The 21,187-nt window shown below is 38.0% G+C and carries 22 protein-coding genes; 10 read left to right on the top strand and 12 right to left on the bottom strand.

The genetic code is table 11. From position 1 onward, the window contains the following. Positions 1-230: 230 nt before the first annotated feature. Complete coding sequence (locus H6G44_RS13690) at positions 231-797, bottom strand: class I SAM-dependent methyltransferase (protein WP_242031737.1); 567 nt, start codon at positions 795-797, stop codon at positions 231-233. Between the two features lie 35 nt (positions 798-832). Further along, the gene (locus H6G44_RS13685; protein ID WP_190387022.1) at positions 833-1,600 is read right to left on the bottom strand and encodes a glycosyltransferase family 2 protein; all 768 of its coding nucleotides are present in this window, start codon (positions 1,598-1,600) and stop codon (positions 833-835) included. A 229-nt stretch (positions 1,601-1,829) separates the two neighbouring features. Here H6G44_RS13685 and H6G44_RS13680 point away from each other — a divergent pair, with 229 nt between their 5' ends. Continuing rightward, the gene (locus H6G44_RS13680; protein ID WP_311138771.1) at positions 1,830-2,108 is read left to right on the top strand and encodes a hypothetical protein; all 279 of its coding nucleotides are present in this window, start codon (positions 1,830-1,832) and stop codon (positions 2,106-2,108) included. Between the two features lie 262 nt (positions 2,109-2,370). Here H6G44_RS13680 and H6G44_RS13675 read toward each other — a convergent pair whose 3' ends face one another. The 8 genes from H6G44_RS13675 to prfB all read right to left on the bottom strand — a co-directional run bounded on the left by H6G44_RS13675 (position 2,371) and on the right by prfB (position 9,234). After that, positions 2,371-3,417, bottom strand: coding sequence for a cyanophycinase (locus H6G44_RS13675; RefSeq protein WP_190387021.1), 1,047 nt, complete (start codon positions 3,415-3,417; stop codon positions 2,371-2,373). A gap of 122 nt (positions 3,418-3,539) precedes the next feature. Continuing rightward, positions 3,540-4,730, bottom strand: a complete 1,191-nt coding sequence (locus H6G44_RS13670; protein ID WP_190387020.1) for a glycosyltransferase family 4 protein — start codon at positions 4,728-4,730, stop codon at positions 3,540-3,542. Between the two features lie 284 nt (positions 4,731-5,014). Next, entirely contained in the window at positions 5,015-5,782 is a 768-nt protein-coding gene (locus H6G44_RS13665; RefSeq protein ID WP_190387019.1) for an MBL fold metallo-hydrolase, read from the bottom strand. Between the two features lie 11 nt (positions 5,783-5,793). Next, positions 5,794-6,381 (bottom strand): anthranilate synthase component II, encoded by a 588-nt coding sequence (locus H6G44_RS13660; RefSeq protein WP_190387018.1) that lies wholly within the window; start codon positions 6,379-6,381, stop codon positions 5,794-5,796. A gap of 173 nt (positions 6,382-6,554) precedes the next feature. After that, positions 6,555-7,010, bottom strand: coding sequence for a diacylglycerol kinase family protein (locus H6G44_RS13655; RefSeq protein WP_190387017.1), 456 nt, complete (start codon positions 7,008-7,010; stop codon positions 6,555-6,557). 243 nt (positions 7,011-7,253) lie between these two features. Next, a complete protein-coding gene (ybeY, locus tag H6G44_RS13650; protein WP_190387016.1) occupies positions 7,254-7,784 on the bottom strand; it encodes an rRNA maturation RNase YbeY in 531 nt (176 codons plus the stop codon). 13 nt (positions 7,785-7,797) lie between these two features. Continuing rightward, positions 7,798-7,953: a DUF3285 domain-containing protein gene (locus H6G44_RS13645; RefSeq protein WP_190387015.1), complete on the bottom strand. Its 156-nt coding sequence runs from the start codon at positions 7,951-7,953 to the stop codon at positions 7,798-7,800. A 167-nt stretch (positions 7,954-8,120) separates the two neighbouring features. After that, positions 8,121-9,234 (bottom strand): peptide chain release factor 2 gene (gene prfB / locus H6G44_RS13640; RefSeq protein ID WP_190387014.1). Its coding sequence is split into 2 segments (ribosomal slippage): positions 8,121-9,161 and positions 9,163-9,234, totalling 1,113 coding nucleotides; the frame shifts between segments, so codons are not numbered across the junction. Between the two features lie 130 nt (positions 9,235-9,364). On the opposite strand from prfB, the gene thrB reads away from it, so the two are divergent. Next, positions 9,365-10,285: a homoserine kinase gene (gene thrB, locus H6G44_RS13635; protein WP_190387013.1), complete on the top strand. Its 921-nt coding sequence runs from the start codon at positions 9,365-9,367 to the stop codon at positions 10,283-10,285. Positions 10,286-10,416: 131 nt separating this feature from the next. Here thrB and H6G44_RS13630 read toward each other — a convergent pair whose 3' ends face one another. Beyond that, positions 10,417-10,914: a molybdenum cofactor biosynthesis protein MoaE gene (locus tag H6G44_RS13630; RefSeq protein ID WP_190387012.1), complete on the bottom strand. Its 498-nt coding sequence runs from the start codon at positions 10,912-10,914 to the stop codon at positions 10,417-10,419. Between the two features lie 118 nt (positions 10,915-11,032). Between H6G44_RS13630 and H6G44_RS13625 the strand changes: the two genes are divergently transcribed. Beyond that, a complete protein-coding gene (locus H6G44_RS13625; protein WP_190387011.1) occupies positions 11,033-12,058 on the top strand; it encodes a DMT family transporter in 1,026 nt (341 codons plus the stop codon). Positions 12,059-12,116: 58 nt separating this feature from the next. Then, the gene (locus H6G44_RS13620) at positions 12,117-13,025 is read left to right on the top strand and encodes a S66 peptidase family protein (RefSeq protein ID WP_190387010.1); all 909 of its coding nucleotides are present in this window, start codon (positions 12,117-12,119) and stop codon (positions 13,023-13,025) included. Between the two features lie 98 nt (positions 13,026-13,123). Here H6G44_RS13620 and H6G44_RS13615 read toward each other — a convergent pair whose 3' ends face one another. Further along, a complete protein-coding gene (locus tag H6G44_RS13615) occupies positions 13,124-14,131 on the bottom strand; it encodes a glycosyltransferase family 2 protein (RefSeq protein WP_190387009.1) in 1,008 nt (335 codons plus the stop codon). A 120-nt stretch (positions 14,132-14,251) separates the two neighbouring features. Here H6G44_RS13615 and H6G44_RS13610 point away from each other — a divergent pair, with 120 nt between their 5' ends. The 6 genes from H6G44_RS13610 to H6G44_RS13585 all read left to right on the top strand — a co-directional run bounded on the left by H6G44_RS13610 (position 14,252) and on the right by H6G44_RS13585 (position 21,149). Further along, complete coding sequence (locus H6G44_RS13610) at positions 14,252-14,896, top strand: glycosyltransferase family 2 protein (RefSeq protein WP_190387008.1); 645 nt, start codon at positions 14,252-14,254, stop codon at positions 14,894-14,896. Between the two features lie 252 nt (positions 14,897-15,148). Continuing rightward, the gene (locus tag H6G44_RS13605; RefSeq protein WP_190387007.1) at positions 15,149-15,706 is read left to right on the top strand and encodes a hypothetical protein; all 558 of its coding nucleotides are present in this window, start codon (positions 15,149-15,151) and stop codon (positions 15,704-15,706) included. 31 nt (positions 15,707-15,737) lie between these two features. Next, the gene (locus H6G44_RS13600; protein ID WP_190387006.1) at positions 15,738-16,994 is read left to right on the top strand and encodes an MFS transporter; all 1,257 of its coding nucleotides are present in this window, start codon (positions 15,738-15,740) and stop codon (positions 16,992-16,994) included. 133 nt (positions 16,995-17,127) lie between these two features. Next, positions 17,128-19,020, top strand: a complete 1,893-nt coding sequence (gene ilvB, locus H6G44_RS13595; protein ID WP_190387005.1) for a biosynthetic-type acetolactate synthase large subunit — start codon at positions 17,128-17,130, stop codon at positions 19,018-19,020. A 320-nt stretch (positions 19,021-19,340) separates the two neighbouring features. Next, positions 19,341-20,171, top strand: coding sequence for an inositol monophosphatase family protein (locus tag H6G44_RS13590; protein WP_190387004.1), 831 nt, complete (start codon positions 19,341-19,343; stop codon positions 20,169-20,171). Positions 20,172-20,192: 21 nt separating this feature from the next. After that, on the top strand, positions 20,193-21,149 hold the full coding sequence (locus tag H6G44_RS13585) for an MDR/zinc-dependent alcohol dehydrogenase-like family protein (protein WP_190387003.1): 957 nt from the start codon (positions 20,193-20,195) through the stop codon (positions 21,147-21,149). The last annotated feature ends 38 nt before the right edge of the window (positions 21,150-21,187 follow it).

The raw sequence follows: 21,187 nt of genomic DNA, 5'->3' as shown, positions 1-21,187 counted from the left end.
TTTGTCTTATATCAGTCGAATATGCTGCTGCCATATATATCTCAATTATTTTCTTTTTTTTCCATCTTTAAAGTTTACCATCTTTGTACCGCTTTTGATCTCAAACTGCTGTAATTTATGAGAAAACTATTTAGATAAATTCTTGTTATTGAACTATGGTGCTGGAACACAACATACTTTTCCAAAGGTAGGGAAATCTACCCGCAAACTTAAACTTGATGTTGGTATAGTTAGTTCTCTGATTTAAGTAAATCCTTCATAGTTGGTACAGAAAAGAATTTGATATGACCACCATCCCAAAGAGCGGTAAAATGATTATCCATTTTCCCTGTAGCAGCCATAACTAGGTTTTTTAGATAACCATGATAGGGTGTGGTAAGTATTAACCCACCATTGGGTTTGAGGCATTTTTTAGAGCTTCTGACTAATTCTTTAGGATAAAATAAATGCTCAATTACCTCAACAGCAATGACAATATCAAAGTTGTCTCCTAGTTCGGAGTATGGTAAATCGTAAATGCTACCTTGAATAAAGCGACAATTGGGAAAACTTTGATTAGCTAATTTTACACCTGATTCAGATTCTTCAACACCAACAACTTCATAACCCTGCTGTGCTAGGAAATTGCTCAAGCTACCATTACCACAACCAATATCTAAAATCCGAGGTTTTTGTTTATTGGGTGGGGGTAGTATTTCTGATATCATTTCCATCAGTGGTTTTAGCAAATAATCATGGTGATGTCCAGCTTGACTATTTTGATAGGAATATTCGTATTGGTTAGGTGTGGTAGTCATTTGAGCCTTTTATTTTGACAAAGGTATTGGAGTTATTATGGCAATTTCTCTGCTTCTATTATATGTATACTCAACAATATTTCTGCTAAAACTCTCTGAAATGTATAATACCATCCATGCCAACCGTCAAGAATAGAACCTTTGAGGATGAGACAATAGATGAAGATTATTAAAGGTGCGAGGATTTTGCGTTTGCGTAGGCGATCGCTTAAACTAAGTTTATGCTCTGGTGTTTCTAGAAGTTTTTTACTTTCAATTACCATATAACGATCTTGCGCCCATAACCAACGACTCAATGGCTTGCGATCGTCGTGGTGGATGTATGCTGATAGTTGACTAGATTTACCTTGTGCAATCACTTTATGGGCGTGTCCATCATCTTCATAATTTGCTTTTTCTCTTTTATAAAGGACTTTACGAGGTGGAAGCAAAGTACCGCGTAAGGGTTTACCAAAAACACAGTATTTGAACCTGACACTATAGCTATTTATATCTGACTCTATTGGTAAAGATGTAATTTCCCGAATCAAATCATCGGTTAATATATAATCTGCATCTAGAGATAGTACCCATTCTGATGTGATTTTTGACAATCCATAATTGCATTGACTAGCGAAGGAATCAAATTTTCTGGAAAATACTTCTACTTGAGGATATTGAGACAAAATTTCTAATGTTTTATCTGTGCTATAACTGTCAATAACAATGATTTTACTTGCCCATTTAAGTTTTTCCAGGGTACGACTAATGTTATTTTCTTCGTTACAGGTAAGGATGAGAGGTGTAATTTTTTCTAGTATCATACTTTTATTAGTTTATCATTACATTAACTAACATATTATCAAGTCATTAAAATCAGGATCTTATTGCTAGATAATTTTTGACGGCTGGGTAAAGAGAGTTTTATAGCAAAGCATAATCTTTCTGATTATATCAAATCCTGCTCAGATAACCAAGAGGCATATCAATTAACTTGAATTTTGTCATAATTCTTTAGACTAACACCAAAAGGCTCTCTAATTATAACTACTTATGAAAAGAATTATTTCTCAGTGTATTAAAGAATTATCTCAAATTAAGCGTGACCGATTGACATTAGCATTTTTATTGCCATTTATGACATTATTAATCTTCGGTTTTGCTACCAGATTAGAAAGTCAAAATATTCCCTTAATTATCCAAGATTATGACCATACCAACCTTAGTAATAGCTATATTGAAAATTATATGCTACTAATCAATTTATCCCTAAAAAATGGTCAGGAGAAGACCCAGCAAGAGATGCTATTGATAAAGGTATTGCCAAGGTAGGAGTAATTTTAGGTTTGATATTTTTTAATGTCTCGCGTCGGATTTTAAGTAAGATGCAAGTCACTAATTCATAATACTAAATAAGATGAAACTATATATAGTTTCCCAGTCTAACCCCATTCCCTAAAACTAAAAAACTTTGTATCTCACAAGTATGGGAACTGCTATAAATATGGATAATTGTTATTTATTCATCAGAATATCACACAAACAAAGCCCACTCAAGTGGGCTAATGAAGTAGATTTGTGCAGAGAAATAGTATTAATAAGGATCTGAATCAAATCTTCCCCGCTTCACACTTCTAAGATAATAACCTCTTGACGGTAATTGATTTAAATCGAAAGTGTCGCCTCTGGGGACTCTCCAAATTTTATAGTCATGATAAGTGAGAGGAGTTCCCTTTTCACAAACTTCTGGGGGATGATCTCCTAACACAAAATACGCTGCACCTTTACCCATAACTTTAGCAATACCGTATTTATCAACTAGTAAAGAAGTTTCTTCACTAATTGCTATTCCTAAAGCAGTTGGAGATATACCATCTTGAATTTGTCGAGCGATAAAAACCATAATTCTTCCCATTCTTTTGCGTTCATCAAAATGGGTATCAATGATAGTTCCACGCAAATATTTCCACTGGAAAAAGTTATAAGTAAAGGTAATATTCCCATAGGGATCATCCAGTGCTTCGTGAGTTTCAATGCTATCTACACAAGCGCAAGAATCATAAACATATTCACTTTGAATCATCGCTCCGGCACTTGTACCACCAACAGCACCACCTTTATCATAAACTGACTTGATCGCTACTTCTAATTTAGTATTTTTCCAGTGACGAATATATTCACATTGATCACCACCAGCAAAGAAAATTACCTCAGCATTTCTGACTTTATCAAAAATATCCGTTCTGTTCGCTTCTTGACGATTACGGATGATCAGAGTTTCCACATACTTAACACCTCTCATGCGATAAATTAGCTGATTATAATCATCGCTACCAGCAGCACGAATTACTAAAACATTAACTTTATGGTCGCTGTTACTACTTCCCCTGACTTGATTAATCATCCACTGAATAGCGTCATCAACATCAAGACCACCACCACCTAAGTTATGAACAGGACCAGCTAATTTAGGTAGTTTATAAGCTGGTTCAGACTGGGGTGGTTGAGTATTAGCGATGATATCTTGAAAGAATCGCTTTAACTTGGTTGTTAAACGATCTATGATTCGGTTTACCATCTTCAACAAGCTATTTTTTGCATTTTGCAAATACCTAGATATACTTATGAACGCCTTTGTCATATTAAAATCTTGTCAAGCAAACAGCAATCATTTCTAACTCTCGCATTTTTCCAGGCTCAATTCCTAGCGTACAGGGTTTGTACTGTTTTTTTACGGCCAATCATCAGGATCATCTTTGATTCTCATAACCAAAAAACTTCTGCTCGCTCCTTCACTACTCTCTCATAAACCTTTTCTGTTTGCTTACCTAATTTTGGCCAGCTAAATCTTTTTTCTAAATCTGCATAAGCATTATTTACCAACAATTGACAATAATCTGGGTTTCGCAAAACTTCTAAAATTCCCCAAGCTACAGAGTCAGGGTTATTTACCCAAGTTGTAATTCCCGTTTTCGTGTGTTGAACTACTTCGGGAAAACCACCAGTATCAGAAACTATCACTGGTACGCGAGAGGCAAAACTTTCTAAAGCAACAATACCAAAAGGTTCATAAAGACTGGGAAAAACTGCACAATCAGCGATAGTTTGAAATTTATCTAAGTATTCATCAGAAAGAAACCCAGTAAAATAACACTTATGCCAAATCCCTAAATCCCAAGCTTGACGTTTGAGATGGTCAGTATTACCACCACCAACTATGACAAATTTAACACTACCCTCCATCTCCCAAAGCACCTTAGGAGCAGCATTAAGCAACACAGGTACACCTTTTTCATAGGTCATGCGACCTAAATAATAAACAATTCTCTCACCATCTGCCGCAAATTGTCGCCGAAAATCTTGAGCATGAAAATCCCGATCATGTATTTTCTTTTCTCGACGAATACCGTTATAAATTACGTCAATTTTATCACTGGGGACGTATAGCGATCGCACTAATTCTTGACGCATATATTCAGTACAAACTATCACCCTCCAAGCATTGTGAGCTAGTGCATATTCTTTATCATGAATATACCTTTGGGTATCATTGTGAATACCGTTGCAGCGTCCGTGTTCTGTGGCGTGAATTGTGGCGATTAAGGGAGTTTTAAAGATATACTTTAGCGATATAGCTGCGTCTCCTACTAACCAATCATGGGCATGAATCAGATCAAATGGACCCTTTTCCATCAATAACTTACCGCCATATTCTCCCATACTCTCATTTAAGTTTACCACCCAGTGGAAAAAATCGTTACTGGCAGGCACTTGGACACGATGAATATGAATTCCTTCCACAACTTCATACGAAGATGCTGGACCAAATTCTGGGGTAATTAGGTGGATGTTATGACCCAGCTTGATTAGTTCCGGGTACAACTCAGCAACGTGACGAGCAATTCCTCCCACTATCCTCGGTGGAAATTCCCAACTCAGCACTAATATCTTCATTTGACTCCCCGATGATTGACAAAAATCTAAAATATATAAAAACTATATTTATAGCAGGGAACAGGGAATTAAAAATTAAAAATTAAAAATTCCCGAAAACTCTGCTTTTTGTAATCCCCATTATGTTTCGCTAAAAAACGCAAAAACGACAACCGGGAAAAATTTATTTTTTGGTGTTGACAAAAAACTTTAAAAATGTTATGATAAGGTTGATAAGGAAGAACTATTACTAGTTAATAAATAACCACAATATCCCCAACTCCCTGAAAACTTCAGGGATCTTGTCAAAATTTATAACTCAAAATCTGAATTTCCGTATTTTTCGGTAAACTCTGAGAATTAACTATCACAGAATCATTATTACTCCGGCGGATATTAACACCCTGCATCAAAGTTAGAAAATTATCCACTGGGGTAATGTCACAATTATCACCATCAGCCGCCGCGGTACGGTAATGGGTGGGAATGACTAACTTAGGATTTAAGACAGCGATCGCATCTTTCGCTTCCTGGGCATTGTAAGCTTTAGCACTACCACCTACGGGAATAAATAGGACATCAGGGCGACCCATGAGGATTTTTTGCTCTAGGGTAATAGGTGCAGCAGATCCACCTAAGTGTAGTAAATTCATTCCCCTTGATGTCAATTTCCAAACCACATTTTTCCCAAATCGTTTTCCACCTTGACGATCATGATCAGTAGTAATTCCCTGAAACTTAACCCCTCTAAATTCATAAACCCCCGGTTGATAAACCAATTTAGGATTTCCCGGTATTTTATCTATTGCCCCTTCATCCAACAATTGACTACTAATTAATACTAAATCCGTCTTAACTATTGGGGGACGATACTTAGCTGTACATCCTAAATTATTAAAGGGATTAATAAGAATCTTCACATTTTCAGTAGTCAACAAAAAACAAGTATGACCTAACCACTGAATGGATACATCACTATTTTGGGCATTTACTGGAACTTGATCACCTAAATTAGCAATTACAGCCGTTACTAAACCAACCCCAGCATAGCCAATCAATTGTCGTCGTTTCATATATTCTCACCTTATAAAATTCGCAGAAAATTTCTCAGTAGTTCCTTACCTAAAGTAGTCAGAACACTTTCTGGATGAAATTGGACCCCTTGAATGTGAGGATAATTCCGGTGTCTCACACCCATAATTGTACCATCTTCCACCCAAGCCGTAATTTCCAACACATCTGGGCAAGTTTCCCGCTCAATAACTAAACTATGATATCTGGTAGCAGTCAAAGGATTTTCTAAACCCTGGAAAATTCCTATCCCTGTATGCGAGACCTGGGACGTTTTACCGTGCATCAATTCTGGAGCAGAGACAATTTTACCACCGAAAACCTGGCCAATACTTTGATGTCCCAAACACACACCTAAAATCGGCAGTTGATTTCCAAGTTGGGTAATCACATTGAGAGAAATCCCTGCATCATCTGGACGACCAGGACCTGGAGAAATCACCACTGCGTCTGGGTTTAATTTCCTAATTTCATCCACCGTGATCTGATCATTTCGCACCACTTGCAGATCATTGGCTACGGGAAAATCCGCCGCCAATTCTCCCAAATATTGTACTAAATTATAGGTGAAGCTGTCGTAATTATCAATGACTAATATCACAATTTTTACCCAATTTTATTTAAAGATCAAAAAAGTTCTCCAGAAAAAATTTCATATCTAGTTAGGGTAATTACGGATGATCTTTGACGAGTAATTGTTTGTTGACAATTACCATCTATTAGACCAAACAGACATAAAAATTGTTTAAGCAAACACAATGCAATACCCATTATCTAGAAATTAGACATAACTAAGTTTGATAAAGGCGGTAATATTAGTGTAGAAGCAACTAATAATGCAACTAAAGCTGAGATAAGTACAGCACCAGCAGCACAGTCTTTAGCGACCTTTGCCAACTCATGATAAGACTGTTTTACCGTTAAGTCTACAATTGACTCAATGGCAGTATTTACTAACTCCAAGGTCAAAACTAAACCGCTGGTAATAGAAATAATAGCTATTTCCACTGTTTCCAACCGTAAAAATAAACTTAAACCAATAGCCAAGACACAGACAGCCACATGAATACGAAAATTACGCTGAGTCTGAAAACCATAGATAATTCCAGCCCAAGCATACTTAAAACTCACAAATAAATTAGAGGCAATTTGCCAGGAAAGTTCCCTATCTTTGGACACAAGCGTTGGTAAGCTCTTATTGGTTGATGATGACGAAACTTTTGGGGACATAGACAAAAGAATAAGATATATAAAAGGCTGATAATTTACCGATTTTCATGGACAGATCCAATGTGAGGGAATTATAGGCTATTTTCCAGATCTCCTCTATAAAAATAAGTTGGCGTTATCGCAAGGTAAGAGGCACTCATGCAAGAGTCAAGAAGTTTTCAGAAATTTTATGTTTCTTTACATAGTTTGGTTTTATTGTATTAACCTGATTAATCACTAAGATTTGCAATTGCGACTAAATATTTACGACTCTAGGCTAATAATAATACCTATTTTCTTCAGTAACACAACTTGCTGATTCAACATTTGTAACAAACTCTCCTCCTGAGGATGATCCCAACCTAACAAATGTAATAAACCATGGGCTGTCAACCAAGCTAACTCCGTAGATAGACTATGTTCCTGCTGTTGTGCCTGACGCTGCGCTGTATCCATAGAGACAATAATATCCCCCAAATATAAAGGCATAGAGGCCAACATTTCCTGACTTTGTGGTAAATCTGCTTCTAGAGAGGCAAAGGCCAAGACATCTGTAGGTTTATCCTGCTGACGATATTGGGAATTGAGGGTTTGAATTTCTGTATCCGTTGTTAATCGCAAGCTGATTTCATAGCTAGGTGCAGTTGGTAGATAATCCTCAAGAACTTCCAACCATTGCTGAAACCAATTTTCCCAAGTTTCCGGCAGAATAGGGTAATTATCACCAATATTGACGGCTATAGAGGAAAAGTCATCAAAGTAATTTTCTAAATATAACTCTACCTGTAGAGACACAAGTTTTCCTCTCTTAGCGGGTAAGATATGCTAAACCCACAAGAACAGACAACAGTCCTACGGCAGTTAAAGCCAAGTGTTTGAGAGACGTACCGCCTTTTCTGACCATGTTTCGCATGGCAAGTTTAACATAGCTGGGTTGGGATTCTGTGGCGGAAGATTTGGCCATGATAATTTCTGGTAATTTCCTTTATTACTTTAACATATAGGTTTTAGTTCATAATCAAGGCTGCAAAATATTCAAACTCCCTTAATAAACCTCTCCCAGATGAGGAGGAGAGGCTTAAATATTGTTTTCATCCTTCAGCCAGTGGATATACTGATACTGATTTTCCTCTACCCATTAACTATCTGGTTTTCCTGTCGTAAATAGGCTTGAATGAATATATCAAGTTCACCATTCATTACATCGGTAATAGCTGTGGTTTCGATGCTTGTCCGGAGGTCTTTAACCATTTGATAAGGGTGAAATACATAGTTACGGATTTGATTACCCCAGGAAGCTTCCACCATATCACCGCGAATTTCGGCAATTTCTTGGGCTCGTTGTTCTTTGGCAATTATTAACAGCTTGGCTTTCAAACGGGCTAGGGCTTTTTCTTTGTTTTGCAGTTGTGAACGTTCTTCTGTACACCGAACTGCTAGACCGGTGGGGAGGTGAACTATGCGGACTGCGGTTTCTACCTTGTTGACGTTTTGTCCACCTTTACCGCCTGAACGGGTGGTGCTAATTTCTAAATCCTTGTCGGGAATATCTAACTTGACGGAGTTATCTATTTGTGGCATGACTTCAATTCCCGCAAAGCTGGTTTGGCGTTTTCCATTAGCGTTGAAGGGGGAAATTCTGACTAGACGGTGAGTACCCATTTCAGACCGTAAGTAACCATAGGCGTAGCGTCCCGTAATTTCTAGGGTTGCGGATTTAATACCGGCTTCGTCACCTTCTGATTCTTCAGCCAAGGTAACTTTATAACCATGATCTTCTGCCCACCTTGTATACATCCGCATGAGCATAAATGCCCAGTCTTGAGCATCTGTACCACCAGCACCAGCATTAATTGTCAGAACCGCGCCTTTATCGTCGTAAGTGCCGGAAAGAAGTTGTTGTAGTTCCCATTGGTCTAAGTCATGATTAAGTTTGGTAATGGTAGATTCCGCTTCTTGCAATAATGCTGTGTCGGTTTCTAATTCCAATAGCTCAACTACTGCCCTGGTATCGTCTAAGTGAGAATGCCACTGATAATACTGATCTAAATGGGATTTTAGATCATTGAGTTCTTGTAGGGTGTTTTGTGCCTGATTTTGGTCTTCCCAAAATTCTGTTTGGGCGGAAATTTGCTCTAAGTCGTGAATTTTGGCTTTGAGTGCAGGTACGTCAAAGATAGTCCTGGGTTTTACCCAGGCGGTTAGACAATGTTTCGATTTCGCGTTTTAGTTCTAATATGTCCATAATTCTGGCCCAAGTGAACAGGGCTTGATATCTCTTGAAAATAATTCAGGTTTTAGGCGATTGTGATTTTGATCATACCGAAAAACCTGTAAGATGGGGTAGTTCATATTAAAATTTTCAATTAACTTAAATGTCTGTAGTTTCTAGCATTACTGTTAAAGTTCCCGCTACAACAGCGAATTTAGGACCAGGTTTTGATTGTATTGGTGTAGCTTTAAAGCTTTATAATGAATTTAAGTTTACCATCCTTGATACAGATGAGTTAATTATTAAAGTCTCCGGTTTAGAAGCCCCAAAGTTGCAAACTGATGAGAATAATCTTTTATACCAAGCTTTTGTCAAATTATATCAATATATACAACAAACACCGCCAGGGGTGAAAATAGAAATTAAGTTGGGTGTGCCTTTGGCGCGAGGTTTGGGTAGTTCTGCAACTGCTATTGTCGGGGGGTTGGTTGCGGCTAATGGGTTGGCTGGTTCACCTTTGTCTGAGTTCCAAGTGATGGAATTAGCGATCGCTATGGAAGGACATCCTGATAATGTAGTACCAGCATTGTTAGGTGGGTGTCGTTTGGCCGCTACCAGTCATAAAGGTTGGGAAATTTGCGATATTCCCTGGCATCGGGATATAATTCCCGTGGTAGCAATTCCTAATTTTGAACTATCAACTTTAGAAGCACGTCAGGTTTTACCCACAGAAATCAGTCGCGCTGACGCAATTTTCAATATTTCTCATTTGGGTTTATTATTGCGGGGTTTAGCAACTAATCGGGAAGAATGGTTAAGAGCAGCCTTACAAGATAAGTTACATCAACCTTATCGCCAAGCTTTGATTCCTGGTTATGATACTGTAAATCTGGCAGCTATTGCTGCTGGTGCTTACGGTATGGTAATTAGTGGCGCAGGTCCCACACTTTTAGCTTTAGTTGACAAAAGTATTGTCAAGTCCGTAGAAGCAGAAATGTCAAGTGCCTGGATGGAAATCGGTGTAGGTTCAATTGTGCGATCAATCTTCCCTGATACGCAAGGGGCAAACATAGTTTATAATTAAGCTGATTTAGGTCAATACTATGAAAAAATAGTGATGATACTAAGTAGGTTGGCATTAAAAATTGTCGTTATGTCAGGGGAAAAGGTTTTGGGAGAATATATAAAATGTGCTAAAAAATGGGGTGGAGTTTCTCAAACTTCTGTCCCTCCTTCATGGTTACAGTTTTTAATAGATACCCAACTAGACTGTAATATTACAGATCCATCTTCCCCCATCCCGCTGTAATGTTCTTTTTTCCAAATAGGTGCATTGTGTTTTAACGTATCAATGGCATACTCACAAGCTGCAAAAGCCTCACCACGATGAGGACAACCCACGGCCACAACCACACTAATTTCTCCAACTAATAATCTACCAATGCGATGATATATCACTACCCGACTCACATCAGTCCATTGATTACGAATATCTTCAGCAATTTGATAAAACACCTGTAAAGCCATAGGTTCATAGACTTGATACTCCAAAGCTACCACAGACTTACCATCAGTTTGATTACGAACCATACCACTCATCAGCACCACAGCACCATTAGCAGGATTATCTGCTTGACTATAAATTTCTTCTACAGATAATGGCGCTAATGTAACCCCAAAACTATCTTCAACTCTTGCTTTAGTTGTGATCATTTACATTCTCCCCACAGAATCCTACAATTTGTTCATCTTGGTAATTGGTGATTAATCGTCCTTTGGATATATTCCCTATTCCCTACTGCATCTATTTAAAAACAACCATAATTATCCCATGCAAGTGCAACTCAGTGAATCTAAAAATCCTCTAGCTTATCTACTATTAATTGCTCCTTTTTTCCTTTGGGGTACAGCAATGGTAGCCATGAAAGGTATAATTCCTCACACCACACCCTTATTTATGGCTGGAGTGAGATTAATACCTGCGGGGGTGTTAATTCTTATGGTAGCAGGATTCATGGGTAAACCAGTACCTAAAAGTTGGTTAGCGTGGTTATGGATTATTATATTTGCTTTAGTTGATGGCACATTATTTCAAGGCTTTTTAGCAGAAGGTTTAGTTAGAACCAATGCTGGTTTAGGTTCGGTCATGATAGACTCCCAACCTCTAGCAGTAGCTTTACTGTCTTTCTGGTTATTTCAAGAACATATTGGGTTATGGGGATGGTTGGGGTTAGGCTTCGGAATTATAGGAATTAGTCTGATTGGTTTACCCCAGGAGTGGATTTTCAATCTTTTTGACTCAGGGATCACCATTTACACTGATAATTGGCAACAGTTATTTAATAATGGTGAGTGGTTAATGTTACTCGCAGCTTTATCAATGGCCGTGGGAACGGTGATGATTAGGTTTGTGTGCCAATATGCAGATCCAGTAATGGCTACAGGATGGCATATGATTATCGGTGGCTTACCTTTGTGGGGAATTTCTTCAGTATTAGAATCGCAACAATGGCAAAATCTTTTACTATCAGATTGGATGGCATTAAGTTATGCTACTGTGTTTGGTAGTGCGATCGCTTATGGTTTATTTTTTTACTTTGCTTCCAGTGGAAACCTCACCAGCTTAAGTTCTCTCACCTTTTTGACACCAGTTTTTGCTTTAATATTCGGTTATATTTTCCTTTCAGAAGTCTTGACAATTATACAGTGGTTAGGTGTTTTTCTCACCTTAATCAGTATTTATTTAATCAACCAGCGGGAAAAAATCGGAGTAAAAAATCAGACAATTACTATTAATGAAATAAATAACCCAGAGGAGTCATTAACTTTGGAATTATCCCCGAAAAAAGTCCCCTAAACAGGGCTAAATCAGCGATAAATACCAAAAATATAAATATTACGTACATTTTCTACCAATGTCACTCCCTATCTTACCCCCATATCTCAAACCAGGTGATTTACTCCGCGTCATTGCTCCCAGTGGTGCATTGCGAGAATTTGAAGCTTTTAATCAAGGTATAGAAATTTGGAAAGCGCGTGGTTATCAAGTTAAAATTAGTGATAACATAGATAATAAACATGGTTATCTCGCTGGTACAGATATTCATCGTCTTCAACAATTAGCATCAGCATGGCAAGATCCAGAATGTCAGGGTATTCTTTGCGCGCGAGGTGGTTTTGGCTGTACCCGGATTTTAGAAAATTGGACTTGGCCAGAAAATATCATCTCACCTAAATGGTTAATCGGCTTTTCTGACATCACAGCCCTGCTTTGGAGTCTCCACAACGCCGGGATTGTCAGTGTACATGGTCCCGTTCTCACCACCCTAGCTAATGAGCCAGAATGGTCAATACAGAGGCTATTGGACATGGTAGAAGGTCGTCCTGTCGCACCTTTAAAGGGTAAAGGTTGGGGTGGTGGAACAAGTACGGGAATCTTGCTTCCTGGTAATTTGACAGTCGCAACCCATCTTTTAGGAACATCGATTTTACCCAATCTTGATGGTGTGATCTTAGCTTTTGAAGAAGTGACAGAAGCACCTTATCGGATAGATAGAATGTTAACTCAATGGCGATTAAGTGGTATTCTATCTAAAATTCGCGGTATTGCCTTGGGAGGATTTACTAAATGTGAAGCACCCCCCAGTATACCTAGTTTTACTGTGGAGGAAGTATTGCGCGATTGTTTGGGTGATTTGGGTATTCCCATAGTTTCTGATCTCCCCTTTGGTCATGATAGCCCTAATGCAGCTTTACCCGTTGGATTACAAGTGACTTTAGATGGGGAACGGGGAATATTAGACTTACAGCGCTTTCCGATCTGATGAGGTACAAAGTTGAATGATAAAACTCTTGTGGTGCGGGCATCTTGCCCGCTAGATATGTACCTTATAACACCGGGAATGGCTGTAAGTAATCAACTTTAAGTAAATTCTATTTCTCGTTGTTTAAGACAATGACAAAACATTGATAACTGTAAATCTGCCAAAACTTGATTAAAGTTATGATGATCATATACACCTGTTTTATTGTTAGCATTTCTGAGGATTGTTAACCAATTTGCTACTTCTTTAATGTACTCTATAGATGTATCAATTTCCTGGGGATTATATGATCCTATCTGTCTATGTAATGCTAATTGTTTATCAGTAGGTTGAATACCTAAATTATTCATTTGCTCAGTAACTATTTTACAGGTCAATTGTTCAACTAAATTTGCAGCTTTTAGACTTATACAATGGGAATGTACACGATATTTAATTAAAACTTTGGGAATATTCCAAACTTTGAATTTTTTGGAGATTCTTACCCAAAGATCATAATCTTGAGCATTAGGATAATCTTTTCTGTAAACCTCTCCATTGATCTTAACGGTATCTAAAGCACTTCTTCTCAGCAAGACCGCTGAATGAGCAAAATAGTTATGGAATAGCAGTCTACAAGGAATTTTCTGACTAGGCTCGTCCTCATTCCACACTTCACCGGTCAAATCATCATTTTCATCTATTAATTCAACCCAAGACCCAACCATGCCAAAATCTGGGTTATTTTCCATAAACTCAAGTTGTTCTGCTAATCTTGATGGATAAGCATAGTCATCACAATCTAAAACAGCAACGTATTCACCTGATGATTCTTGTAAACATTTATTTCTAGTTGTTGGTATCCCCAAATTTACATTATTTTTGATCAATTTGATGCGTTGGTCTTGATAAGAATTAATAATTTCTACGCTGTTATCTGTCGAAGCATCATCAACAATAACAAATTCAAAATTCATAAACCTTTGATTTAAAATACTCTTTATCGCTGTATCAAGATATTTTTCGCCATTATACACTGGCATAACAACTGTAATTTTAGGATATAATCCTGCAACCTGCTGTATCTCCTGATTTAACCCTTGTTGAATAAGCTGATTCTGGTTCACAATATTGAAGAATTTTGAAAAATAGATGATTTTTATCGTAATCTATAAATAACATAATAAATAACATATAATGTGGAAGTTATACTCAAATTAAACATAACTTTTGTAAGAATCCAAAAAATGCCTAGTATAAATTTCCATCCAAAACCTACAATATCAGTGATTTTATCTACTTACAATCGTGCAAAATACTTAAATGACTGCATAAATAGTGTACTGCAACAAACTTTTCAGGATTTTGAATTAATTGTAGTTGATGATGGTAGTCAAGATCATACCTTTGAAGTTGTCAATGCTTACTTACAAGAATTTAATCATATCCGTTATCTTAAACATCAAAATCGGAAAGCAGCTTATGCTAGAAATGCGGGTATTCAAGCATCCTTCGGAAACTATATCACATTTATTGACAGTGATGACACTTATAAACCCAATCATCTAGAATCGCGGTTGGAATTTATGGAAGCTAATCCAGAGATTGACTTGATTGTGGGTGGGTTTGAAATTGAAGAAGAATTTTCCGTTCCTGATTATTTTCAACCTGGTCAAACAATTAACATTAGAGAATGCGTTGTAGGAGGCACATTTTTTTGTAAAAGGCACGTATTTTTTGAATTAAAAGGATTTAATAATGTTTCTTATGGAGAAGATACAGATTTGTGGGAGCGGGCTGAAAAAATCTTCAAAACTCAGAAAATTAATGAACCAGAAACCTATATTTATACAAGAGTAGAAGATAGTATCACTAAAACTTTTCAAGTATAAAATGGTTTTCTACAACTAACCCATTCATGCCAATTCGAGTGTCTGCTCCGCGAGATTGGTAGGAGCAATAGGGGGAAAAATCCAAGTAAGTTGGCGTTAAAGAATCAATCTATGTAATGAAATAAAAATAACTAATCCCTCATGAATAGGGTATTTCACGGTTTTTATAAACCTAAACATATATTGATTTTATTATGTATACCTACTTGTAATCTTTAATTTTTTTCTAGACTTTTCCCAGAGAAAAAGTAAATGCCTATTATTATTTGTCCAGGAATTCATGAACCAGCATTAACTCAAAGCTTTATCCAAGGGTGCTTAAACCCAACTAGTCAAAAATCAGTAGATTTACTGGTTTTCCCTGGACAGAGTTATTTAACTTTATCAGCATTTCATATTTTAGATTTTTTGTACAATCGCCTCAGTAATAAGCTAGAATCGCCTGTTATGTTCATTTGCTTTAGTGCTGGTGTAATTGGAGGTATAGGTGCGGCCACAGCGTGGCAACTTTTGGGGGGTCATGTTCAAGCTTTTATTGCTATTGATGGTTGGGGAGTTCCTCTTGTGGGAAAATTTCCTATTCATCGTTTAAGTCATGATCATTATACCCATTGGACTTCAGCTTATCTCGGTATAGGCGAAAATAACTTTTATGCCGACCCAGCAGTTGACCATTTATCAATGTGGTACTCTCCCCAATCTGTTCAAGGAAAGTGGGTAAATCCCTCCCCTGGGTTCTCTCCACCCAAAACCTACCTCAGCGCGGCTGAATTTCTCAATTTTCTCTTAGAACGCTATAACAAAAAATAGTCGTTATTTATCCTCCATTCCCAAGTATCTGATGCTTCCTACTGAACCTGCTGCTGTTAATAATGGTTTTACCGCACTGCTAAAAAATCGGGGTTTTGTCCTCCTGTGGATTGGTCAACTAATTTCCCAATTAGCAGATAAGGTATTCTTTGTTTTAATGATTGCCTTACTCAAACTCTACCTACCCATTAATCAAATTAATGGTGATTCACGCTTTTATTTATACATGGCATTTACAGTACCAGCAATATTATTTGGTTCTGCAGGTGGTGTAATCGTTGACCGTGTGCCAAAAAAACTGATTATGGTAGGTTCTGATTTGGTGCGGGGGATATTCATGGTGTTAATTCCCTTTTTACCACGAGAATTTGCAATTCTGTTATTTTTCACCTTTGCTATCTCCACCATCACCCAGTTTTTTGCTCCAGCAGAACAAGCTTCAATTCCGCTGTTGGTGAGAAAAGAAGCTTTAATGGCGGCCAATGCCTTATTTAGTAGTACCATGATGGCAGCATTGATTATTGGTAATGCTGTGGCTACTCCCATGTTGAATTGGTTTGAAAGCTTTAACAAGGGCTTTGGTAAAGAATTAGTTGTCGGCTGCTTATACTTGCTTTCTGCCGTGATTATGATGCCAATTCAGTTTCGAGAACACAGACACATTGATAAAACCACACCCGCAATTAATCCCTGGGCTGAATTCTTGCTAGGACTGCGCTATCTCAAACAAAATCGGCTGGTCTGGAATGCTATGCTGCAAATAGTCACCTTATACTGTGTATTTGCGGCCTTGATAGAATTAGCCATTGGTATGGCAGCAAGGTTACATTTAGCACCAGAAGAATTTAGCTCTTTTGTGGCCGCGGCCGGGGTGGGTATGGTAATAGGTGCGGCCATTTTAGGAAATTTTGGTCATCGTCTCCATCATAAACCCTTACCTTTATTTGGGTTTTTGATTATGGCCTTTTCCTTGGGTTTGTTCATTTTCATTGATAACCAACCGGTAGCATTAGGACTTTGTATTTTCTTGGGCGTGGGTGCTGCTTTTGTTAACGTGCCAATGCAAACTTTAATTCAACAACAAACACCTTCAGAAATGCACGGTAAGGTCTTTGGCTTTCAAAATCATGCCATTAATATCGCCCTCACCGCACCTTTATTAATTACCACTAAGTTAGTTAATGCCTTCGGTTTATCAGCGGTTTTATTAGGAATGAGTCTAGTTGTGGGGGCTATTGGTGTCTGGACTTGGCAAAATACTCGGCGGGTATTGCAAGATGTGACCTAAAAATCGTACAATCAAAATCATTCTTAGTGCTAATCAATAAAGCTTCGTCTACAATTGTGAGAATTTTTAACTTAAAATGAAGTTTTAAATACAGAATCTAAGCGTTAATTTTAGCTATAATTTGAGGTTAACTGTGGTTTCGTCTTCTCAAATCAGTCTCCCAAAATCTGAAAATAATCAGCCCTCTCCTGTATCTAATTCGTCAGTTCCCTCACCAAAATGGGCATCTGGCGGTTTTGCATTGATAGATAGTCTAATCCGTCATGGTGTTGAGCATATTTTTGGTTATCCCGGTGGCGCAATTCTACCGATTTATGATGACCTCTATAAAATAGAAGCTGGGGGTACGGTTAAGCATATCTTAGTTAGACATGAACAAGGTGCATCCCACGCCGCTGATGGCTACGCCCGTGCTACTGGTAAAGTGGGAGTATGCTTTGGTACTTCAGGTCCTGGAGCAACCAATTTAGTTACGGGTATTGCTACAGCTTACATGGATTCTATACCCATGATTGTAGTCACAGGACAAGTACCACGAGCCGCAATCGGTACAGATGCTTTTCAGGAAACAGATATTTATGGGATTACCTTACCCATTGTTAAGCATTCTTATGTGGTTCGTGATGCTAAAGATATGGCGCGGATTGTGGCTGAAGCTTTTCATATTGCCAGCACTGGTAGACCTGGACCTGTTTTAATTGATGTTCCTAAAGATGTGGCTTTAGAGGAATTTGATTATGTTCCAGTTTTACCGGGTTCGATTAAATTACCTGGCTATCGTCCTACGGTCAAGGGCAATCCTCGTCAAATTAATGCGGCTATTCAATTAATTCGGGAAAGTCGTCGCCCTTTGTTGTATGTTGGAGGAGGAGCGATCGCTGCTAATGCCCATGAAGAAGTTAAACAACTCGCAGAATTATTTGATATCCCCGTCACTACTACCTTAATGGGTATCGGTGCATTTGATGAACATCATCCTCTGTCTTTGGGAATGTTGGGAATGCACGGCACAGCCTACGCTAATTTTGCCGTTACAGATTGTGATTTATTAATTTGCGTTGGTGCGAGATTTGATGACCGAGTTACAGGTAAATTAGATGAATTTGCTTCTGTGGCTAAGGTTATTCACATTGATATTGACCCCGCAGAAGTGGGTAAAAATCGCGTTCCTGATGTCCCCATTGTGGGGGATGTTAAAAATGTCCTAAAGGACTTGTTACAGCGATGTCAAAACGCAAATAGTCAAGCAGCACCTAATCAAACCAAAGAATGGTTAAATTTAATTAACCGTTGGCGACAAGATTACCCTTTAATTGTCCCTCATTATGCTGATAGTATTTCTCCTCAAGAGGTAGTTGTTGAGGTTGGTACTCAAGCACCGGACGCATTTTATACTACTGATGTGGGTCAACATCAAATGTGGGCGGCCCAGTTCCTCAAAAATGGTCCAAGACGCTGGATTTCTAGTGCGGGTTTAGGTACGATGGGCTTTGGTGTACCGGCAGCCATGGGTGTCAAAGTTGCCTTCCCTGATGACGAAGTGATTTGTATTAGCGGTGATGCCAGTTTCCAAATGTGTTTGCAAGAGTTGGGGACGTTAGCACAATATGGTATTAATGTCAAGACTCTAATTTTAAATAATGGTTGGCAGGGAATGGTGCGACAATGGCAGGAAGCTTTTTATGGTCAGCGTTATTCGTCTTCTAATATGGAGGTAGGAATGCCTGATATTGAGCTTTTAGCCCAGGCTTATGGTATCAAGGGAATGGTGATTACTAAGCGGGAAGAGTTAGCAGCTAAAATTGCGGAAATGCTGGCACATGATGGACCTGTGATTGTGAATGTTCATGTTACCAGAGATGAAAACTGTTATCCTATGGTAGCGCCTGGTAAAAATAATTCGCAAATGGTTGGGTTGCCTAAACCGATTCCAAGGACTGCTGTTGAGTCAATTGTTTGTAATAATTGTGGGACTCAAAACCAAGCTAATCATAATTTCTGTTCTAACTGTGGGACAAAGTTGTAGTTAGATTTTGTAGGGGTTTAGCTTTATGCTTTACCCTTACAGGTTGTTAGTTGTTCGTGGTCAGTTATTTTGATAAATATTTCTAGAAAAAGATTACCAAAAACCAGTTGCGGAAAATACTGTATGTGGGAATCTGAGTAACTTGCTAAAGGATGAGTTCCAGGTAGTGAATAAATATCCTAAATAAATAGATTTGTCTTGAGAAGATTCTCAACCTACTAATAATATCTCCAATTTCCTGTTCATGAATCTGTGCTAAAATTATCTCACAACTAATAACTGCAACCAACCACTGACCACGAACTACTAACAACTCACAAATGAACGATTTTTGGAACACAATTTTAGACTTTGCAGAAACCACAACTAAGAAAGTTGGAAAACAATTAATGCAGGATTTTGGACAAGTCCAAGCTTCACAAAAAGCAGATGGTAGTTTAGTCACAAAATCAGATAAATGGGCAGATAGAGAAATTCGAGATGCTATTGTTTCCACCTTTTCAGGTTACGGAATTTTGAGCGAAGAAAGTGATAGCGACGGACTGCTACAATCAGGTCAAACTTTTCCGAATACGGAATGGTGTTGGGTTATTGATCCTTTAGACGGTACAACCAATTTTACCAGAGGCATTCCCATTTGGTCTATTTCCTTAGGCTTACTTTATCAGGGAACACCAATTTTTGGCTATGTTTATGTACCACCATTAAATCAAACATTTCATGGATTTTGGGCAGGTTCATCGGGCTTAACAACGCCAACAGGAGCATTTTTAAATAATCATCCTATTCATACTAGTAAAGATGCTCCCAGCAAAAACCACCTTTTTAACCTTTGTTCTCGCAGTACCAACATTATTCAACCGGGTTTTCCCTGTAAAATTCGGATGTTAGGAGTTGCTAGTTATAACTTTCTTTCAGTCGCTACTGGTGCGGCTTTGGGAGGAGTTGAAGCCACCCCAAAGGTATGGGATATTGCAGGTGCTTGGGTAATTGTTCAAGCTGCGGGTAGTATATGGGTCTCGCTCAATTCTGAGTCTTTTCCATTATCGCCGGGAATGGATTATAGCGATCGCTCTTTTCCCACAATGGTTCTGAGTAATTCAAGTTTAGTACCGATATTTACACCATTTCTAGAAAGTGGAAAATTTTGATAACTGAAAATTAACAAAATTATGAAAGGACTTTGGCTAGAAAATAATCAATTACAATTACGCACTGATATTCCCCTTCCTGAACCACCTGCGGGAGAGGCTTTAGTCCGAGTTTTACAGGCAGGAATTTGTAATACTGATTTAGAATTAATTAAAGGTTATTATCCTTATACTGGTGTTATCGGCCATGAATTTGTTGGTGTTGTGGAACAAGGTCCAAAACAGTTAATTAATCAAAGAGTCGTTGGTGAAATTAACGCCGCTTGTGGTAATTGTCGTTTTTGTGATCGAGGACAACCAAGACATTGCGAAAATCGCACCGTTTTAGGTATTGTTAATCGTCATGGTGCATTTGCAGAATATCTATCTTTACCTATTAAAAATTTGCATCTTGTCCCGGAAAATGTTTCTACAGCGGCTGCAACTTTTACCGAACCTATAGCCGCAGCATTGGAAATTCAACAACAAATACAAATATGTAAAAATGACCGAGTATTAGTAGTTGGAGATGGTAAACTAGGACAATTAATAGCCCAAACTTTAGCCTTAACTGGTTGTGAATTATTAGTAATAGGAAGACATCAAGAAAAATTAGTAAATTTAGCAGCGAGAGGAATAAAAACTGGTTTAGCTAATAGCGTTACCGATAAATATTTCGATATCTCCATTGATTGTACCGGAAATCCTGAAGGTTTTAATATTGCTCGTCGGGCTTTACGTCCACGGGGAACATTAATTTTAAAAAGCACCTATGCAGGAAATCTCAGTTTAGATGCTTCCTCTTTAGTGGTAGATGAAATTACCCTCATTGGTTCTCGTTGCGGTCCCTTTGCTCCAGCATTAGAATTATTAGCAACAGGAAAAGTAGAGGTTCAATCTTTAATTCATGCTTATTATCCTCTTTCTCAAGGTTTAGAGGCTTTTGAAAAAGCCAAAACCAAAGGAGTATTAAAAGTTCTATTAGAGATAAATTCCTAATTATTATCTGCACAATATCTACAGCATAACATCATGGA

Origin of the sequence: Aphanizomenon flos-aquae FACHB-1287, assembly GCF_014698755.1 — a bacterium.
GTDB lineage: Bacteria > Cyanobacteriota > Cyanobacteriia > Cyanobacteriales > Nostocaceae > Dolichospermum > Dolichospermum flosaquae.
Note: the sequence above shows the minus strand (reverse complement) of the source record. Positions and strands in the feature narration are given on the sequence as shown.

What these genes read in the sequence shown, in the direction of transcription:
- H6G44_RS13690 (WP_242031737.1), bottom strand. Translation starts at nt 797, where the DNA reads ATGACTACCACACCTAACCAATACGAATATTCCTATCAAAATAGTCAA.
- H6G44_RS13685 (WP_190387022.1), bottom strand. Translation starts at nt 1,600, where the DNA reads ATGATACTAGAAAAAATTACACCTCTCATCCTTACCTGTAACGAAGAA.
- H6G44_RS13680 (WP_311138771.1), top strand. Translation starts at nt 1,830, where the DNA reads ATGAAAAGAATTATTTCTCAGTGTATTAAAGAATTATCTCAAATTAAG.
- H6G44_RS13675 (WP_190387021.1), bottom strand. Translation starts at nt 3,417, where the DNA reads ATGACAAAGGCGTTCATAAGTATATCTAGGTATTTGCAAAATGCAAAA.
- H6G44_RS13670 (WP_190387020.1), bottom strand. Translation starts at nt 4,730, where the DNA reads ATGAAGATATTAGTGCTGAGTTGGGAATTTCCACCGAGGATAGTGGGA.
- H6G44_RS13665 (WP_190387019.1), bottom strand. Translation starts at nt 5,782, where the DNA reads ATGAAACGACGACAATTGATTGGCTATGCTGGGGTTGGTTTAGTAACG.
- H6G44_RS13655 (WP_190387017.1), bottom strand. Translation starts at nt 7,010, where the DNA reads ATGTCCCCAAAAGTTTCGTCATCATCAACCAATAAGAGCTTACCAACG.
- H6G44_RS13645 (WP_190387015.1), bottom strand. Translation starts at nt 7,953, where the DNA reads ATGGCCAAATCTTCCGCCACAGAATCCCAACCCAGCTATGTTAAACTT.
- thrB (WP_190387013.1), top strand. Translation starts at nt 9,365, where the DNA reads ATGTCTGTAGTTTCTAGCATTACTGTTAAAGTTCCCGCTACAACAGCG.
- H6G44_RS13630 (WP_190387012.1), bottom strand. Translation starts at nt 10,914, where the DNA reads ATGATCACAACTAAAGCAAGAGTTGAAGATAGTTTTGGGGTTACATTA.
- H6G44_RS13625 (WP_190387011.1), top strand. Translation starts at nt 11,033, where the DNA reads ATGCAAGTGCAACTCAGTGAATCTAAAAATCCTCTAGCTTATCTACTA.
- H6G44_RS13620 (WP_190387010.1), top strand. Translation starts at nt 12,117, where the DNA reads ATGTCACTCCCTATCTTACCCCCATATCTCAAACCAGGTGATTTACTC.
- H6G44_RS13610 (WP_190387008.1), top strand. Translation starts at nt 14,252, where the DNA reads ATGCCTAGTATAAATTTCCATCCAAAACCTACAATATCAGTGATTTTA.
- H6G44_RS13605 (WP_190387007.1), top strand. Translation starts at nt 15,149, where the DNA reads ATGCCTATTATTATTTGTCCAGGAATTCATGAACCAGCATTAACTCAA.
- H6G44_RS13600 (WP_190387006.1), top strand. Translation starts at nt 15,738, where the DNA reads ATGCTTCCTACTGAACCTGCTGCTGTTAATAATGGTTTTACCGCACTG.
- H6G44_RS13590 (WP_190387004.1), top strand. Translation starts at nt 19,341, where the DNA reads ATGAACGATTTTTGGAACACAATTTTAGACTTTGCAGAAACCACAACT.
- H6G44_RS13585 (WP_190387003.1), top strand. Translation starts at nt 20,193, where the DNA reads ATGAAAGGACTTTGGCTAGAAAATAATCAATTACAATTACGCACTGAT.